This window comes from Streptomyces sp. NPDC127117, from assembly GCF_042677325.1.
Classification (GTDB): domain Bacteria; phylum Actinomycetota; class Actinomycetes; order Streptomycetales; family Streptomycetaceae; genus Streptomyces.
In genome coordinates this window covers 12766-29571 of the sequence record NZ_JBHXTM010000034.1, presented here as the reverse complement: position 1 = coordinate 29571, position 16806 = coordinate 12766, and the positions used below count along the sequence as shown (strand labels likewise).

Annotated in this window: 15 protein-coding genes; 5 read left to right on the top strand and 10 right to left on the bottom strand. The window is 73.3% G+C overall.

Annotated features, from left to right (window positions below; all coding sequences use genetic code 11):
• Positions 1–126: 126 nt before the first annotated feature.
• From ACFVH0_RS26785 to ACFVH0_RS26765, 5 genes are all read right to left on the bottom strand, one after another.
• The gene (locus tag ACFVH0_RS26785) at positions 127–2691 is read right to left on the bottom strand and encodes an ABC transporter permease (RefSeq protein ID WP_385824133.1); all 2565 of its coding nucleotides are present in this window, start codon (positions 2689–2691) and stop codon (positions 127–129) included.
• A 4-nt stretch (positions 2692–2695) separates the two neighbouring features.
• Positions 2696–3484: an ABC transporter ATP-binding protein gene (locus ACFVH0_RS26780; RefSeq protein ID WP_385824131.1), complete on the bottom strand. Its 789-nt coding sequence runs from the start codon at positions 3482–3484 to the stop codon at positions 2696–2698.
• Positions 3481–3771, bottom strand: coding sequence for an SHOCT domain-containing protein (locus tag ACFVH0_RS26775; RefSeq protein ID WP_385824130.1), 291 nt, complete (start codon positions 3769–3771; stop codon positions 3481–3483). The genes ACFVH0_RS26780 and ACFVH0_RS26775 overlap by 4 nt, the downstream gene beginning before the upstream one ends.
• Before the next feature lie 507 nt (positions 3772–4278).
• On the bottom strand, positions 4279–4599 hold the full coding sequence (locus ACFVH0_RS26770) for a hypothetical protein (protein WP_385824128.1): 321 nt from the start codon (positions 4597–4599) through the stop codon (positions 4279–4281).
• Positions 4600–4921: 322 nt separating this feature from the next.
• Positions 4922–6136 (bottom strand): ROK family protein, encoded by a 1215-nt coding sequence (locus ACFVH0_RS26765; RefSeq protein ID WP_385824126.1) that lies wholly within the window; start codon positions 6134–6136, stop codon positions 4922–4924.
• Positions 6137–6413: 277 nt separating this feature from the next.
• Between ACFVH0_RS26765 and ACFVH0_RS26760 the strand changes: the two genes are divergently transcribed.
• Positions 6414–7637 carry an MFS transporter gene (locus tag ACFVH0_RS26760; RefSeq protein WP_385824125.1) on the top strand — a complete coding sequence of 408 codons (1224 nt, stop codon included), beginning with the start codon at positions 6414–6416 and terminating at the stop codon, positions 7635–7637.
• Between the two features lie 43 nt (positions 7638–7680).
• On the top strand, positions 7681–8436 hold the full coding sequence (locus ACFVH0_RS26755; protein WP_385824123.1) for a maleylpyruvate isomerase family mycothiol-dependent enzyme: 756 nt from the start codon (positions 7681–7683) through the stop codon (positions 8434–8436).
• Positions 8437–8484: 48 nt separating this feature from the next.
• Here ACFVH0_RS26755 and ACFVH0_RS26750 read toward each other — a convergent pair whose 3' ends face one another.
• Complete coding sequence (locus ACFVH0_RS26750; RefSeq protein ID WP_385824121.1) at positions 8485–8886, bottom strand: MarR family winged helix-turn-helix transcriptional regulator; 402 nt, start codon at positions 8884–8886, stop codon at positions 8485–8487.
• 87 nt (positions 8887–8973) lie between these two features.
• Between ACFVH0_RS26750 and ACFVH0_RS26745 the strand changes: the two genes are divergently transcribed.
• Entirely contained in the window at positions 8974–10479 is a 1506-nt protein-coding gene (locus ACFVH0_RS26745; protein WP_385824119.1) for an MFS transporter, read from the top strand.
• 99 nt (positions 10480–10578) lie between these two features.
• Here the strand turns inward: ACFVH0_RS26745 and ACFVH0_RS26740 are convergent, their stop codons facing one another.
• From ACFVH0_RS26740 to ACFVH0_RS26730, 3 genes are all read right to left on the bottom strand, one after another.
• Positions 10579–11244: a response regulator gene (locus ACFVH0_RS26740; RefSeq protein ID WP_385824117.1), complete on the bottom strand. Its 666-nt coding sequence runs from the start codon at positions 11242–11244 to the stop codon at positions 10579–10581.
• On the bottom strand, positions 11241–12494 hold the full coding sequence (locus tag ACFVH0_RS26735) for a sensor histidine kinase (protein ID WP_385824115.1): 1254 nt from the start codon (positions 12492–12494) through the stop codon (positions 11241–11243). The genes ACFVH0_RS26740 and ACFVH0_RS26735 overlap by 4 nt, the downstream gene beginning before the upstream one ends.
• A 94-nt stretch (positions 12495–12588) precedes the next feature.
• The gene (locus tag ACFVH0_RS26730) at positions 12589–13290 is read right to left on the bottom strand and encodes a TetR/AcrR family transcriptional regulator (protein WP_385824113.1); all 702 of its coding nucleotides are present in this window, start codon (positions 13288–13290) and stop codon (positions 12589–12591) included.
• 128 nt (positions 13291–13418) lie between these two features.
• On the opposite strand from ACFVH0_RS26730, the gene ACFVH0_RS26725 reads away from it, so the two are divergent.
• Positions 13419–13871: a nitroreductase family deazaflavin-dependent oxidoreductase gene (locus ACFVH0_RS26725; protein WP_385824111.1), complete on the top strand. Its 453-nt coding sequence runs from the start codon at positions 13419–13421 to the stop codon at positions 13869–13871.
• Positions 13872–13965: 94 nt separating this feature from the next.
• Here the strand turns inward: ACFVH0_RS26725 and ACFVH0_RS26720 are convergent, their stop codons facing one another.
• Positions 13966–15180, bottom strand: coding sequence for a geranylgeranyl reductase family protein (locus ACFVH0_RS26720; protein WP_385824206.1), 1215 nt, complete (start codon positions 15178–15180; stop codon positions 13966–13968).
• A 183-nt stretch (positions 15181–15363) separates the two neighbouring features.
• Between ACFVH0_RS26720 and ACFVH0_RS26715 the strand changes: the two genes are divergently transcribed.
• Positions 15364–16728: a dipeptidase gene (locus tag ACFVH0_RS26715; protein WP_385824109.1), complete on the top strand. Its 1365-nt coding sequence runs from the start codon at positions 15364–15366 to the stop codon at positions 16726–16728.
• Positions 16729–16806 lie beyond the last annotated feature (78 nt).

Here is a 16806-nt window from a genome sequence, read left to right as displayed (position 1 = left end):
GTGGTTTGGGTTCGCGCGGCGGGTGGGGGTGGGGGGGGGGGGGGGGTGGGGGGGGGGGGGGGGGCGCGGGCGGGGCGGGGGGGCGGGCTCGCGCGGCGCCCGCCCCCCCGCCCCTCCCTTCGTGCGCTACTGGGCGGCGATCGCGCGCAGTACGTCGAGGCGCCCGGCCCGGCGCGCCGGGCCGAGGCTCGCCAGCGCTCCGGCGGAGATCCCCACGAGAGCGACCGCCAGGAGCCGCAGCGGCGGCAGGTCGAAGGCGACGGCGGTGTCGCCCGCGGACGCCTCGACCAGCACCCAGCCGAGGAAGCCGCCGAGCAGCAGTCCGCCCGCCGTGCCGAACCCGGCCACCAGCACGGACTCCCAGCGGACCATCGAGCGCAGCTGGCTCCTGGTCTGTCCCACGGCTCGCAACAGGCCCAGCTCCCTGGTGCGTTCGTGCAGGGCCAGGGTGAGGGTGTTGGCGATGCCCAGCAGGGCGATGAGTACGGCGAGTGCCAGCAGGGCGTAGACCAGGGTGAGCATCATGTCGATGCCGCCGGCCGATGACTGCGCGTACTCGCCGCGGGTCTGTACGTCCGGGTTGCCGTACGCCGCCGCGGTCCTCGCCACCGCCGCCCTGCCGTCGGCGGTGGAAACCCCGGGCGCGAAGGAGACGGCGATCAGCGAGTCGGAGTCCTGTGCGCGGTGCGGGGCCCAGGCCCGGCGGGTGATGACGTAGTCGCCCGCCAGTTCCGACCGGTCGTAGACGGCGCGGACGGTGAAGGCCTGCCGTGTGCCGTCGGAGAAGGTGAGCCGGACCGGGGATCCGGGGCGCAGCTCGCGCTCGGCTGCCTCGGTGGCGGAGACGGCGATCCCGTTCGTACCCAGCCCGGTCAGCGAGCCGTCGACCCGGCCCAGGTCGAAGACCCTGCCGAGCGCGGCCGGGTCGGTGACGGTCAGGGCGCGTCCCGCGCCGTCGACCTCCGCGACCCCCTTGCCGAGGCCGACGGCGGTCGCGACCTGCGGCAGCCGGTCGACGGCCTGGGCGAGGCGGGGGCTCAGTCCGCTGCCGCCCGCGCCGAAGGCGGGCGCGCTGATGGCGACATCGCCCGCGAAGGACCGGTCGACGGTCCGGTTCATGGTGGCCTTCAGCGAGGCGCCGAAGACGGTGAAGACGGAGACCACGGCGACTCCGATCATCAGCGCGGTCGCGGTGGACGCGGTCCGCCGTGGGCTGCGCAGGGCGTTGCGCCGGGCCAGCCCGCCGGTGACGCCGCGCAGCCGGCCGAGCGGGGCGCCGAGCGCCCGTACCGCGTACGTGGCGGCGACCGGGCCGAGGATCACGAACGCGGCGAGCGCCGCCACCGCACCGGCGGCCGACAGCCGGACCGACGGGGCGGCCAGGATGCCGGTCAGGACGGCGCCGACGGAGACCACCAGCAGCACCAGCCCGGTGACGGCCCGGGTCCGGGACGCCCCGGAGTCGTCGACGGCACTCTCGCGCAGGGCGGCGAGCGGCGCGGTGCGCCCGGCCCGGAGGGCGGGCAGCAGCGCGGAACCGAGGCAGACCAGGACACCCACGGCGAGCGGCAGCAGCAGGGAGACGGCGCCGATCACCAGTGGACCGTCCGGGAACGGGAATCCCACGGCGGGGAAGAGGGCCTGCAGCCCGGCGGCGATACCGATGCCGCCGGCCAGGCCCGCTACGGAGGCGATCACCGCGACCGCGGTCGCCTCGACGAGGGTCGCGGCGACGACCTGACGGCGTGCCGCGCCGATGGCGCGCAGCAGCGCGTTCTCCCGGGTCCGCTGGGCGACGACGATGGCGAAGGTGTTGTGGATGGAGAAGGTGGCGACGAGCAGCACGATCCCGGAGAACACCAGCAGCAGTGTGGTGAACAGGCCGAGGAAGGCGCCGGAGATCATGTCCCGGTTCTCGGTGGCCGCCGCCTGTCCGGTGATGGCCTCGACGCCCTTGGGCAGCACGGGCCGCAGCGCGTCGACGAGTTCCCGCTGGCCGGTGCCGGGGCCGGCGCGGACCTGGATGGTCGATGCCTCGCCGGGTTTCGGCGTCAGGTACTTCTCGGCGTCGGCCTGTGTCATGGCCGTGAAGGTGACCTGCCCCATGCCGTCCTGGCCGCCGAAGGTGGCCAGTCCGACGATCCTGACGTGTACGGGGTCGGGGGTGCGCAGCACGGTCGTGTCGCCGATCCTGAGCCCGCCCCGGTCGGCGGCGCCCCGGTTGATGACGACCTCACCGGGGGCGGCGGGGGCGCGTCCGGCGGCGAGCCGGTACGGGTTGAGTTCCGGGTCGTCGATCCAGTTGCCCGCGAGGGTGGGCGGGCCCTGGCCGCCGATGGGTTTGCCATCGGCACCGATGAGCTGGCCGGCGCCCTGGATGTCGGGGGCCGCCGCGGCGACGCCGGGGGTCCGTTCGATCCGCTCCACCAGTGCGGTGCTCACCGGCTGCCGGGTGCCCTGGGTCTCGCCGGCGACGGTGATCACGTCGGCGCCGCGCACGACGGCGTCGGTACCGGCGTTGGCGTCGCCGAACATGGTGTCGAAGCTCGCCCTCAGGGTGTCGCCCATGACGAGCGTCCCGGTGAGGAACGCGACGCCGAGCAGGACGGCGACGAACGTGCCGGCGAAGCGGCGCTTGTGGGCGCGGAGCGAGGAGATGCTGAGGCGTACGGAGGCGCGGGTGCCGTTCATGCCGTCACCGCCTGCGCGAGGGGTGGGGGGCGAAGGACTTGAAGCGGTCGAGCACGCGCTCCGCCGTGGGGTCGGGCATCCGGTCGACGAGCCGGCCGTCGGCGAGGAAGACCACCTCGTCGGCGTGGGCGGCGGCGACCGGGTCGTGGGTGACCATGACGACCGTACGGGCGGTCTGCCGGACGGTGTGGCCGAGCAGCCGGAGCACTTCCTGGCCGGAGCGGGAGTCGAGGTTGCCGGTCGGTTCGTCGGCGAAGACGACATCGGGGCTGCCTGCGAAGGCCCGCGCCACCGCCACCCGCTGCTGCTGTCCGCCGGACAGTTCGCCGGGCCGGTGGTGCAGCCGGTCGCGGAGCCCGACGGTGTCGATGAGGGTGTCGAGCCAGTCGCGGTCGGGCCGCTCCCCCGCCAGGTCCAGGGGGAGGGTGATGTTCTCGGCGACGGTGAGCGTCGGCAGCAGGTTGAAGGACTGGAAGACGAAGCCGATCCGGCTCCGGCGCAGCAGGGTGAGCCTGCGGTCGTCGAGTGCGCTGATGTCGGTGCCGCCGATGAAGACGGAGCCCGAGGTGAGCGTGTCGAGTCCGGCGGTGCAGTGCATCAGGGTGGACTTGCCGGATCCGGAGGGCCCCATGATCGCGGTGAAGCGTCCGGCCGGGAAGTCGACGCTCACCCCGTCCAGTGCCCTGACCCGGGTTTCGCCCGCGCCGTAGAGCTTCACGGCGTCGACGACCCGGGCGGCGGGGACGGGAGTGGGGGCGGAGGAGGGTTCGGAGGTGGGGACGGTGGTGGTCATGCCACGCCTCCCTTGCTGCCGCGGCCGAACTGTTCGTCGAGGACGGAGAGCCGGCGCCAGTACTCGTCCTCGTCGATCTCGCCGGCCGCGAAGCGCCGGCCGAGCAGGGTGATCGGTGACGGCTCGGCGGGGGTTTCCCCGGCGGCCCGGGCCTGCCAGGGTCCTCGTCGGCCGCGCCACGCGGTACGGCGCAGCAGGGTGACGCCGCCGATGACGACGGCCGCCCAGAAGAGCGGGAAGAGGAGGATCCAGGGCCCGGGTCCACCGCTGTACGCCAGGGTGTTCATCTCGGTCGGCTCCCTCGGTTCAGGGTTGGTGTTCAGGTTTTCCTGACGCTTCCGAGCCTCGCGGAGAGAGGCTTGCGAGTCGTCGTACGGCCAGCGGCCGTGCGCGTACCCCCTCGGGAGTACGTGGCGCCGCAGCGGCTGCTCCCGTCGGCGAGGGGTCCGCCGGAGCTGTGTACCTACTGGTGTGTGCAGTCGAACCATGAGCACCGCGGACCGTCTGATCGAGGCCACCCGGCGTACGGCCGCGGAACCGCGTGAGACGGCCGGCTTGCTCCTGGACGGCCCGGCTACGGCCCACGAGCGGATCTCCGCGTACCTTCTGCGCGAGCGCGAGGTGCTGCGCGGCTGCCCGCTCGGCGGGCTCGCATGTGGTGGCGGCGACCGGATCGCATCAAGCCGCCTACAGTCACGCCGAGTTGACCGGCCGTCCGGGTGGCCGCCTCGCCGGGCTCTTCGTCGCGGAGCCGACCGAGGGCATCTGCTCGACGGGCATGTGTGCGGGCTTGATCAAGGTCGCCGGCGACTGCCTTTCACGGCATCGACGGCCATGCCCGGTCCACGATGATGGCGGCAGAGGGCGCACACCACCGCACCGGTGCGCCGATCGCCGTCCACCTGGAGCTGGGCACGGCCGCCCTCGACGTACTGGACCTGATCTTCAAGCAGTTGGAGGGCGGCCCGCGGGCCGTTGTCCTCGGGCCAGTCGAGCCGCTCGCTGGACAGCACGGTGCAGCGCGAGGCGGCGGGGTCGTTCCTGGCGTTCGACGGGCCGTCACGGGCCGACCACGCGACGGACCGGCGGCTGCCCGAGCAGTCGGCCGCGCTCACCGAGGCCGGTTTCGGCGGACAGCTGATGCTGGGCGGCGACACGACCGTGCCTGGCACCCGGGCATGCCGTTTCTGCTGCGCCGGCTGCGCCCCCGCCTTGAACGGACCCTGGGGAAGCGGGCGTTGGAAGCGATCGTGATGGCCGACCCGGCACGGGGGTTCGCCGGGCGAAGCCCTTCGGACCCGGCCGGGGGCTACCCGTACGGCCTCCGCAGGCATTCGCCGGCGGACGTCTTCGGACCCGGCCGGGGGCTGAGTCCCGTACGGCCTCGGACACCCGCGGAGGCGGTACGGCGGCCGAGGCCCGCACCGCCCCGCTCCGTCAGGCCAGCGCGGCCAGCGGGTCGTCCAGCACCGGCTGCCAGGCCAGTTCCGCCGCGCCGACCAGGCTGTTGTGGTCGAGCGTGCAGGGCAGGATCGGGACGCTGCCGCTCCGCCCCCACAGGCTGCGGTCGGCGACCACCGCACGCAGCCGCTCCGGGTCCGCGTCGAGCAGGGCGCGGTGCAGTCCGCCGAGGATGATGCGGTCCGGGTTGAGGATGTTGACCAGGCCGGCGAGCCCGAGGCCGAGCCGGTCGATCAGCTCCTCGGCCGCGCCCCGTACCGCCGCGTCCGCGTACTCCGTGCGCAGCAGGTCGCCGGCCTGCTTGAGCAGCGACTCCTCCGGGCCGGGTTCGCGCCGGGCGGCGACGAGGAAGGCCAGCGGGTCGGTCTCGACGTCCAGGCAGCCGCGCCCGCCGCAGTGGCAGGGGCGCCCCTCCGGGTTCACCGTGAGGTGCCCCACCTCCAGCGCCAGCCCCGAACTCCCGGTGTGCAGGCGGCCGTCGAGGACCAGGGCGCCGCCCACTCCCCGGTGCCCGGTGGCCACGCAGAGCAGATGCTGGGCGCCCCGGCCGGCACCGTGCCGGTGTTCGGCGAGCGCGGCGAGGTTGACGTCGTTCCCGGTGAACGCGGGGCCCGGGATGCCCGCTCCACGCACACAGTCGGCGAAGATCTCGCTCACCGGCGCACCGGCCGGCCACGCGATGTGCAGTGGGTTGAGCGCGTTGCCCTCCGGTTCGGCGACCGCCGACGGCACCGCGAGGCCCGCTCCGACGCAGCGCAGCCCGCTGTCCCGCAGCAACCGCGCGCAGTCGTCGACCACTTCACCGATGACCTGCGCCGGGTCCGCCGTGACGGCGACACAGCCGGGAGCGGTGGCCACCAGCCGCCCGCCCAGCCCGACGAGCGCGGCCCGGAATCCGTCGGCGTGCACCTGGGCGGCGATGGCGACGGGACCGGACTGCCGGACCGACAGCCGGTGCGAGGGGCGGCCCTGCGAGCCGGCGGCGGAGCCGGGCCGGGAGTCGACCTGGATCAGGCCGAGCGCCTCCAGCTCGGCGGCGACCGCACCGGCCGTCGCCCGGGTGACTCCGAGCTCGGAGGTGAGGACGGCGCGGGTGGGCGCGCGTCCGGTGTGGACCAGTTCCAGCGCGGGTCCGAGCGCGCTGCGGCCTCTCTCCAACTTTGTCCGGGTGGTGGACACCTTGCCGTTCATGGGGGCGAGTCTCCCACGGTCCGGGGGTACGGCCGACGCCCCGGTGGCACGGCTGTGCGCCGGGGGCGCGTCCGGAGAGCCTGCCCGGCCCGCGCTCCCCTCGACGCCCGGCCGGCACCCGACACCGCGGGCCACACCTGGCGGACGTACGGCGGGACTTCACGGACACGCGCCGCGAGCCGTTCGTCCGGACCGGGGCGGATCCGGACGAAAAGCCTCCCGGAAGCGGAGGACGGCCGCCTTGCGCCCGTTGTCCCGGCGCCCCTATGCTGAGTTTGTGCCGCAACTAAACAAACTGCGGACGGTCCTGCCGGGGGGACCGGGCGGAGACACCGCCGCACCTCCGTCGGCCCGCCTCCGTACCGCCCTGACCGTGTTCTTCGCCCTGGACGGCTTCCTCTTCGCCGGCTGGGTGGTCCGCATCCCGGCCATCAAGCACCAGACCGGCGCCTCCGCCGCCACCCTGGGCCTCGCCCTGCTCGGGGTGTCCGCCGGGGCCGTGGTGACCATGATGCTCACCGGCCGGCTGTGCCGACGCTTCGGCAGCCATCCGGTGACCGTGGTCTGCGGCGTCCTGCTCTCCCTCTCCATCGCCCTGCCCGCGCAGACCCGTTCGGCGCTCACGCTCGGCCTGGTCCTGCTGGTCTTCGGTGCCGCGTACGGCGGGATGAACGTGGCGATGAACAGCGCCGCCGTCGATCTGGTCGCCGCTCTGAGGCGCCCCGTCATGCCCGGCTTCCATGCCGCCTTCAGCCTCGGCGGCATGATCGGCGCCGGGCTCGGCGGGCTGGTCGCGGGCGGCCTCTCCCCCGCCACCCATCTCCTGATCCTCACCGGGGTCGGGCTCCTGGTCACGGCGGTGGCGGGACCGGCGCTGCTGCGCCACCCGGCACCCCGGCCCCCGGTCGGGGCCGGTGCCGCCGAGGCACCGCGACGGCCGAGCGGGAGGGCCCGCCGGCTGGTGCTCCTGTTCGGCCTGATCGCGCTGTGCACCGCCTACGGCGAAGGCGCACTGGCCGACTGGGGCGCGCTCCACCTGGAGCAGGACCTGCACGCCCACCCCGGCGTCGCGGCGGCCGGCTACTCCTTGTTCGCGCTGGCCATGACGGCGGGCCGGCTCAGCGGCACGGCACTGCTCGAACGGCTCGGCCAGACCCGCACTCTCGTCGTGGGCGGTGCGACGGCCGCCGTCGGAATGCTGCTCGGCTCGCTCGCCCCCACCACTTGGCCGGCCCTCCTCGGCTTCGCCGTCACCGGTCTCGGCCTGGCCAACATCTTCCCGGTCGCGGTCGGCCGGGCCGGTGAACTGGCCGGGCCCGGCGGGGTGGCCGCCGCGTCGACGCTCGGCTACGGCGGGATGCTGCTCGGGCCCCCCGCGATCGGCTTCCTGACCGACTGGTTCTCGCTCCCGGTGGCCCTCACCACGGTGGCACTGCTGGCCACCGCGGCCGCGGCGCTGGGGTACGGAGCACGCAACGCGACCCATGCGCCGGTGGCCTGAATCACCGTGCCGGGACGCCCGGACCGCTGGCACAATCGAAGCCATGGAGATCACGGACCACATCAAGTCCCTGGCTGCCGAGGGCCGGTTGCTGGCGGCCGCCGCGCAGGAGGCGGGGACGGATGCCGCGGTGCCGACGTGTCCGCAGTGGCGGGTGCGCGATCTGCTGCGGCACACCGGGATGGTGCACCGCTGGGCGACCGCGTTCGTCGTCGAGGGTCACACCTCGTACCACCCCGACGGCGGGGAGCCCGACCTGGACGGGCCGGCGCTGATCGACTGGTTCCGCGAGGGCCACGACCTCCTGGTGGACGCCCTGGACGGCGCACCGGCCGGGCTGGAGTGCTGGAGCTTCCTGCCGGCACCATCGCCCCTGGCCTTCTGGACCCGGCGCCAGGCGCACGAGACCGCGATCCACCGGGTGGACGCGGAGTCGGCCCGGGGCGGGCGGCCGTCACCGGTCACGGCCGCTCACGCGGTGGACGGGATCGACGAGTTGCTGTGCGGGCTCCACGCCCGCCCGAAGAGCCGGGTACGCACCCCGGCGCCGCGCTCCCTGCGGGTGCGCGCCACGGACGCGGACGCCTGCTGGACCGTACATCTCTCGCCCGAGCCGCCACGGGTCGTACGGGCGGACGGAGCACCCGAAGAGGGGCCCGTCGACTGCGAGTTGACCGCGTCGGCCGAGGAGCTCTACCTGACGCTCTGGAACCGGCTGCCGCTCGCCGCGGTCACCGTGTCGGGCGATGCCGAGCCCGCCAGGTTCTGGCGCGCGAATTCCGCGATCACCTGGTCCTGACCGCCGGGGCCGGAGCCCGTCGGAGCGTGACGGCGACCTGCGTCGCGCTCACTCCGCCGCCCCGTCGAGCATCCGGGCGAGCACCGACCTCTGCAGCGGCTTCACCTCGGCATGGCGCGCCCGGCCCTTCGCGGTCAGCTCCACCTGGACGCCCCGCCGGTCCTCGCTGCACATCCCCCGGCGTACCAGGTCGTCCTTCTCCAGCCGCGCCACCAGACGGGACAGCGCGCTCTGGCTGAGATGGACCCGGGAGGCCAGCTCCTGCACGCGATAGGCGCAGCCGCCGTCCTCGGACGTGCCCTCCGCCAGCACATCGAGCACCTCGAAGTCACTGGCGCCGAGGCCGTGCCGGTGCAGCGCACGGTCGAGCTCACAGAGCGTCCTGGCGTGCAGCGCGAGGATGTCCCGCCACTCGTCGACGAGCACCCGCTCGGACTTGTTCGCTGCCATGACCGCACGTTAGCAGAGATGACACCGATTGTTGCACCGACATTAAATGCACTTGCATTCAATGCACGTGCATGTACTGTGCTCCGCATGACCACTCCGCTCAACGTCCCCGATTCCCATGCGCGTTGGAGCCCGCGCCTGTGGGGCACGCTCCTCGTGCTCTGCGCCGCGATGTTCCTGGACGCCCTCGACGTCTCCATGGTCGGCGTCGCACTGCCGTCCATCGCCGACGATCTCGGACTGACCACCTCGACGCTCCAGTGGATCGTCAGCGGCTACATCCTCGGCTACGGCGGACTGCTGCTCCTCGGCGGCCGGGCGGCCGATCTGCTGGGCCGGCGCCGGGTCTTCCTCATCGCGCTCGGTGTCTTCGCCCTCGCCTCGCTGCTCGGCGGATTCGTCGACTCCGGACCGCTGCTGATCGCCAGCCGCTTCATCAAGGGGCTGAGCGCCGCGTTCACCGCGCCGGCCGGACTCTCGATCATCACCACCACGTTCAAGGAGGGCCCGCAGCGCAATCGCGCCCTGTCCATCTACACCACCTGCGCGGCCACCGGTTTCTCCATGGGGCTGGTCCTCTCCGGCCTGCTCACCCAGCTGTCCTGGCGGTGGACGATGCTGCTGCCCGCCCCGATCGCGCTGATCGCCCTGATCGCGGGCCTCAAGCTGATCCCGCACAGCGACCGCGAGGACACCCACCGCGGCTACGACCTGCCGGGCGCCGTCACCGGCACGGGCGCCATGCTGCTGCTGGTGTTCACGGTCGTGCAAGCGCCGGAGGTCGGCTGGACCTCCGCCCGCACGCTGCTGTCGTTCCTCGCCGTCGCCGTACTGCTCACCGTCTTCGTCACCATCGAGCGGCGCACCGCGAACCCGCTGATCCGCCTCGGGGTGCTGCGCTCCGGGAGCCAGGTCAGGGCGCAGCTGGGCGCCGCGGCGTTCTTCGGCAGCTATGTGGGCTTCCAGTTCCTGGTCACCCAGTACATGCAGTCGCTGCTCGGCTGGTCCGCGCTGGAGACCGCGCTGGCCTTCCTGCCCGCAGGGGTGCTGGTCGCCCTCTCCTCCACGAAGATCGGTGACGTGGTGGACCGGTTCGGGACACCGCGCGTCATCGCGGCCGGGTTCACCTCGCTCGTCGTCGGCTACGCGCTCTTCCTGCGGATCACTCTCACCCCTTCGTACGCCGTGGTGATCCTGCCGTCCATGCTGCTGCTCGGCGCGGCCTGCGCGCTGACCTTCCCCTCGCTCAACATCCAGGCCACCAACGGGGTGGACGACGACGAGCAGGGCATGGTCTCGGGCCTGCTGAACACCTCGATCCAGGTCGGCGGAGCGATCTTCCTCGCGGTCGTGACCGCGGTGATCACCGCGCACGGCAGCGGCGACGGTTCGCGTCAGGCGGTCCTGGACAGCTACCGGCCCGGCCTGGTCGTGGTGACCGTGGTCGCGTTCGCCGGGCTGCTGATCACGCTCACCGGGCTGCGGCGCCGCCGGCCCGTCCAGCACTCCGTGCTGGTCGCGTCGTCCGAGATGGACCGCGTGGCGGAGGCCGGGGCGACGACGACCGCGCGGAAGGTGTCCGTGCGGGACTGACCACCGGGCGAGGGGGACGGTGCGGTGTCCGGCCGGGGTGCTTGCCCATCGGCCGGACACCGCATCCGTATGGTGCGGCAGGCTCCGTCGGCGCCCGGGTCAGCCGAGCCAGCCCGGCCGCACCAGCCCCGACTCGTAGGCGAGCACAACGAGTTGGGCCCGGTCGCGGGCGCCCAGCTTCACCATGGTGCGGCTCACGTGGGTCTTGGCGGTGAGCGGGCTGACGACGAGGCGCCGGGCGATCTCCTCGTTGGAGAGACCTATGCCGACGAGCGCCATCACCTCCCGCTCCCGTTCGGTGAGCTCGCGCAGCCCGGTCGCCGACGCGGGCTCCTTGGAGCGGGCCGCGAACTCGGCGATCAGGCGCCGGGTGACTCCCGGCGACAGCAGGGCGTCACCGCCGACCACCGCCCGTACGGCGCGCAGCAGTTCCTCCGGTTCGGTGTCCTTGACCAGGAAGCCGGAGGCCCCCGACCGGATCGCCTCGAAGACGTACTCGTCGAGCTCGAAGGTGGTGAGCATGACCACCCGGACCTCGTTCAGCCGGGCGTCCTCGATGATGGCGCGGGTCGCGGCGAGGCCGTCGAGATGTGGCATCCGGATGTCCATCAGCACGATGTCGGGCCGCAGTTCACCCACCAGGCGCACGGCCTCCGCGCCGTCGGCGGCCTCCCCGGCCACCTCGATGTCGGGCTGGGCGTCCAGCAGGGCCCGGAAGCCCGCCCGGACAAGCGACTGGTCGTCGGCGAGCAGTACGCGGATCACGGTGTCTCCTCCTCGTGTGCCGCCGTGCCGGACGGCAGCGGAAGCTCGGCGCGCACCCGGAAGCCGCCGTCGGGCCGGGGGCCCGCCTCGATCGTGCCACCCAGCGCGGCGGCCCGCTCCCGCATCCCCGCCAGCCCGTTTCCGCTGCCTCCGGCGTCGCCGCCGGTGGCGGGTCCTTCGTCGTCGATCCGGAGCCGGATGCGGCCGGGCCCGTAGCCGATCCCGACCCGTGCGGTACGCGATCCGGAGTGCCGGACCACGTTGGTCAGCGCCTCCTGCACGATGCGGAAGGCGGCGAGATCCGCACCGGGCGGCACGGCCGGCCGTTCGCCCTCGGTCTCGACGGTGACGGTCAGTCCGGTGTGCGCCGCCTGCTCGACGAGCTCGGGGAGCCGGTCGAGGCCGGGGGCCGGGGCCCTAGGCGCGTCGCCGGGGGTGCGCAGGGTGTCGAGGACCTGGCGGACCTCGCCCAGCGCCTCCTTGCTGGCGGCCTTGATGGTGGTCAGCGCCGCACGCGCCTGCTCGGGGTCGGAGTCCAGCAGCGCGAGCCCCACGCTCGACTGGACGTTGATGACGGAGATGCTGTGGGCCAGTACGTCATGGAGTTCGCGCGCCATCCGCAGCCTCTCCTCGTCGGCCCGGCGCTGCTCCGCGGCCTCCCGTTCCGCCCGCCGGTCCGCCCACTGCTCACGGCGTACGCGTACGAGCTCGGCGGCGGCGATGATGGCCACCACCCAGGCGGCGATGCCCAGTTCCTGCCCCCAGGCGGCGGGGTGGTCGTCGGACGGCGGCAGCCACCGGTAGAGCCAGTGCGCCACCAGGACGTGCCCCAGCCACACCATGCCCACGGCCGACCAGGCGGCCCGCCGGTGTCCGGCGACGACGGCGCTGAAGCAGCCCACGGCGACGGCCAGGAAGACCGGACCGTACGGATACCCGGCCGCCAGATAGATCATCGCCGCGGTCGAGCTGCCGAAGACGGCCACCACGGGGTGCCGGTGGCGCACCAGGAGCACGGCGACGGCCAGGAAGAGCAGCAGCCGTGCGAACAGGTCCAGTGGGGCCCGCTCGTCCATCTGCCCCCGGGCCGCGATGGTGGAGCCGATCATGACGACGGCGCCGATCAGGATCGTCGACGGCCAGGGCAGCCGGGCGGCGGCCCCTCCGGGCGCCCCCGTCAGCCACCGCGGCGGCTCGCCGTGCGCCCAGGGTGGACCGCCGCCGCTTCCGTGTGAGCGCTGCTCTTCCATGCCGGCCACGCTAGACCGCGGGCCGTGTCCGGGGCGTCAGCCGGGCGTGGTCATCACCCGTACTCCCCGGGGAGTACGTCGTACGGGAGAGCCCTCAGCCGTCGCCGGCGGGCAGGCCGACCGTGCGGGCCATCTCGGTGACCGCTTCCCGGAAGAAGGCCTCCCGGGCCTCCACCACCCGGTGGAACTGGCCGAAGATCTCGAAGGAGATCAGCCCGAACAGCTGCGCCCAGGCGGCGATCAGCGGGGGGGCGGCCTCCGGGGGAAGGTCCGGGGCGAATTCGGTGACCATCCGCGCGGCCTCGGCGCGCAGATCGCCGGCGAGCGGCGGCAGAGCCAGGCCGTCCGTGCGGTGGGCGTCCGCGACCACGGCGATCAGGACGAGGCCGACGCGGGAGGCGGGGCCGATCGTCGCCTGTGGTGCGGTGTAGCCGGGCACCGGCGAGCCGTAGATCAGGGCGTACTCGTGGGGGTGGGCGAGGGCCCAGTCGCGCACGGCGCGGGTGACGGCGATCCAGCGGGCAAGGTGGCCGGCGGTCTCGGCGGCGGCCCGGTGGGCGGCCTCGGCGGCCTCGCCCACGGAGTCGTACGCGTCGACGATCAGGGCGGTGAGCAGCTCGTCCCGGCTGGGGAAGTAGCGGTAGATGGCGGACGACGCCATGCCGAGCTCCCGTGCGACGGCGCGCAGCGACAGCTTCGCGGCGCCCTCGGCCGCGAGCTGTTTCTTCGCCTCGTCCTTGATGGCGGCGGTGACCTCGATGCGGGCCCGTTCCCTGGCTCCTCGGACAGTGCTCATGGGCAGCAGTCTGCCACGGAAGCAGAGCACCGACCAATAACGAGAGCGGTGCTCTTGCTTATGAGCACCCATCCCGTGCACACTGATCTCAAGCGAGAGCACCGCTCTCAAAACCTTGGGGAGTCACCATGTCTCAGCCGTACTACCTCCGCGGCAGCGCCCTCAACGTCCGGATGAACGGCATCGTCGGCTGGCTCGCCCGCCATGGCCTCAGCATGTTCGGTTCGGCCGAGATGTCGGTGCGCGGCCGCAAGAGCGGGCAGATGCAGCGGGTGCCCGTGAACCCCCACACCCATGAGGGCGCGCAGTACCTCGTCTCCGCCCGCGGCCACTCCCAGTGGGTGCGCAACATGCGGGCGGCCGGTGGCGGCGAGCTGCGGGTGGGCCGCAAGGTCCGGAGCTTCACCGCCGTGGAGATCGCGGACGACGAGCAGAAGTCGCTGGTCATCCGCACCTACCTGGAGCGGTGGGGCTGGGAGGTCAATGACTACTTCCAGGGCGTCACCGCGAAGTCCTCGGACGCCGAACTGCTGGCGGCCTGCCCGGACCACCCCGTCTTCCGGATCTCCGTGGAGAGCTGACCGTGCGGCCGGGCGGACGGCAGTTCGGCAGGAGCGACCAGGGCCGGTCCGGCGGATCAGCACCGCGCCCCGGCCCTGATCCGCCGGACGCGCCCTAGCGGTCCATCGCGTTCAGCGCCCGCTGCGCCAGCGGATGCGTACGGACCAGTTCGCCGAGCGAGGTCGTGCCGCGGGTGATTCCGGCGAAGGCGTTCCAGGCCGGGCGGAATCCCGTCAGCACCGCGTGCAGCACCCCGGGACGGCGCTCGAACAGCTTCAGCATGCGCCGTCCGACACTCATCTCGACGCCGAGGCCCGCCTTGATGGCGAACGCGTAGTTGAGCGCCTGCCGGCGGGCGTCCACCGCGTCGTGCGACTCCGCGATCCGGACCGCCCACTCACCGGCCAGCCGCCCCGACCGCAGCGCGAAGGAGATCCCCTCGCGGGTCCACGGCTCCAGCAGCCCCGCGGCGTCGCCGCACACCAGCACCCGCCCGCGCGACAGCGGCGAGTCGTCGCTGCGGCAGCGCGTCAGATGGCCGGAGGAGATCTTCGGCTCGAAGCCGGCCAGGCCGAGCCGGGCGGTGAAGTCCTCCAGGTACCGCTTGGTCCCCGCCCCGTCGCCCCGCGCCGAGATCACACCGACGGTCAGGACATCGCCCTTGGGGAAGACCCAGCCGTAACTGCCGGGCATGGGGCCCCAGTCGATCAGCACCCGCCCCGCCCAGTCCTCCGCGACCGTGGCCGGAACCGGGATCTCGGCCTCCAGGCCGAGGTCCACCTGGTCGAGCTTCACCCCGACATGAGCCCCTATCCGCCCCGCGCTGCCGTCGGCACCGACGACCGCGCGGGCCAGGACCGTCTCGCCGCCGGAGAGCACCACGGCGACCGTGCGCCGGTCGGGCACCGAGGCACCGTGCTGCTCGACCCTCGTCACCGTCGCGCCGGTGCGCACTTCGGCGCCCGCCTTCTGCGCCTCCTCGACCAGACCCGCGTCGAACTCCGGGCGGTTGATCAGCCCGAAGAGCATCCGCTTGGAGCGGCGGGTCCGTGCCAGCCTGCCGTTGAGCGAGAACGTGACCGCGTGGATCCGGTCCCGCAACGGCAGTTCGAACCCGGGCGGCAGCGAATCACGCGAAAACCCGATGATGCCGCCGCCGCATGTCTTGTACCGGGGAAGCTCCGCCTTTTCGAGGAGCAGCACCCGCCGGCCGGCGACCGCCGCCGCGTATGCCGCCGAGGCTCCGGCCGGTCCGCCGCCGACTACGACGACATCCCACACGGACGACTCTTCGTGCTCCTGTACGGCGTCTGCGTTCTCGCTGCTCACGATGTGCTTCTGCTCCCGATCCCACCAGTGGCCCATGCTGCTCACGGCATCCTACGGCGCGTTGCTCCCGGCCCCCGCTGTGGGAGGATCGACCGTACGTTCGTCCCGCATGCGACGCCGCACACTCGGTGCGCATGTGGCCGGATTCGTACACATAACGTCGCACCCACGAGGAGCGTGCCCATGACCGCCCGTCCGATTTCCGAGACCATTGCCTCGCTGATGCCCCGCGCCAAGGCGGAGCTGGCCGAGCTGGTGGCCTTCCAGTCGGTGGCGGATCCCGCGCAGTTCCCGAAGAGCGAGTGCGAGGCGGCCGCCGACTGGGTCGCCGACGCGCTGCGCGCCGAGGACTTCCAGGATGTCGCCCTTCTCGACACCCCCGACGGCACCCGGTCGGTCTACGGCTTCCTGCCCGGCCCGGCCGGCGCCCCGACCGTACTGCTCTACGCGCACTACGACGTGCAGCCGCCGCTCGACGAGTCCGCCTGGCTCTCGCCCCCGTTCGAGCTGACGGAGCGGGACGGCCGCTGGTACGGCCGCGGCTCCGCGGACTGCAAGGGCGGGTTCATCATGCACCTGCTCGCCCTGCGCGCCCTCAAGGCCGACGGCGGCGTCCCGGTCTCCGTGAAGGTGATCGCCGAGGGTTCCGAGGAGCAGGGCACCGGCGGTCTGGAGCGGTACGCGGAGGCGCACCCCGAGCTGCTGGCCGCCGACACCATCGTCATCGGCGACACCGGCAACTTCCGGGTCGGTCTGCCGACGGTCACCGCGACGCTGCGCGGCATGACGATGCTGCGGGTCTCCGTGGACACCCTCGAAGGCAACCTGCACTCCGGGCAGTTCGGCGGCGCCGCCCCGGACGCGCTGGCCGCGCTGATCCAGTTGCTGGCGTCGCTGCGCGACGAGGACGGCACCACGACCGTCGACGGGCTCGCCACGGACACCGAGTGGGACGGACTGCAGTACCCGGAGGCCGAGTTCCGCAAGGACGCGAAGGTCCTCGACGGTGTCGGGCTGATCGGCTCGGGCACGGTCGCCGACCGCATCTGGGCCCGCCCGGCCGTCACCGTCATCGGCATCGACTGCCCGCCGGTGGTCGGCGCGACGCCCTCGCTCCAGGCGAGCGCCCGGGCACAGATCAGCCTGCGCGTCCCGCCGGGCCAGGACGCCGCCGAGGCGACCGCGCTGTTGACCGCGCATCTGAAGGCGCACGCCCCGTGGGGCGCCCGGGTCGCGGTGGAACAGGTCGGCCAGGGCCAGCCGTTCCGCGCCGACACCTCAAGCCCGGCGTACACGTCGATGGCCCGGGCGATGGAGACCGCGTACCCGGGCGAGAGGATGCAGACGTCCGGCATGGGCGGCTCGATCCCGCTCTGCAACACCCTCGCCGCCCTGTACCCGGAGGCCGAGATCCTGCTGATCGGCCTGAGCGAGCCGGAGGCGCAGATCCACGCGGTGAACGAGAGCGTGTCGCCCCAGGAGCTGGAGCGGCTGTCGATCGCCGAGGCCCTGTTCCTGCGCAACTACGCGGAATCCAAGCAGGTCTGACACCTCGTCACCGCCCCGGCACCCTGCGGCCTTCCGGTCCGCGGGTTCCGGGGCGGTTTCGGACCCGATGCGCGCTCG

Coding starts and splice junctions, on each gene's coding strand:
- ACFVH0_RS26780 (WP_385824131.1), bottom strand. CDS start 3,484: ATGACCACCACCGTCCCCACCTCCGAACCCTCCTCCGCCCCCACTCCC.
- ACFVH0_RS26735 (WP_385824115.1), bottom strand. CDS start 12,494: ATGGAAGAGCAGCGCTCACACGGAAGCGGCGGCGGTCCACCCTGGGCG.
- ACFVH0_RS26775 (WP_385824130.1), bottom strand. CDS start 3,771: ATGAACACCCTGGCGTACAGCGGTGGACCCGGGCCCTGGATCCTCCTC.
- ACFVH0_RS26785 (WP_385824133.1), bottom strand. CDS start 2,691: ATGAACGGCACCCGCGCCTCCGTACGCCTCAGCATCTCCTCGCTCCGC.
- ACFVH0_RS26745 (WP_385824119.1), top strand. CDS start 8,974: ATGACCACTCCGCTCAACGTCCCCGATTCCCATGCGCGTTGGAGCCCG.
- ACFVH0_RS26715 (WP_385824109.1), top strand. CDS start 15,364: ATGACCGCCCGTCCGATTTCCGAGACCATTGCCTCGCTGATGCCCCGC.
- ACFVH0_RS26725 (WP_385824111.1), top strand. CDS start 13,419: ATGTCTCAGCCGTACTACCTCCGCGGCAGCGCCCTCAACGTCCGGATG.
- ACFVH0_RS26765 (WP_385824126.1), bottom strand. CDS start 6,136: ATGAACGGCAAGGTGTCCACCACCCGGACAAAGTTGGAGAGAGGCCGC.
- ACFVH0_RS26755 (WP_385824123.1), top strand. CDS start 7,681: ATGGAGATCACGGACCACATCAAGTCCCTGGCTGCCGAGGGCCGGTTG.
- ACFVH0_RS26730 (WP_385824113.1), bottom strand. CDS start 13,290: ATGAGCACTGTCCGAGGAGCCAGGGAACGGGCCCGCATCGAGGTCACC.
- ACFVH0_RS26750 (WP_385824121.1), bottom strand. CDS start 8,886: ATGGCAGCGAACAAGTCCGAGCGGGTGCTCGTCGACGAGTGGCGGGAC.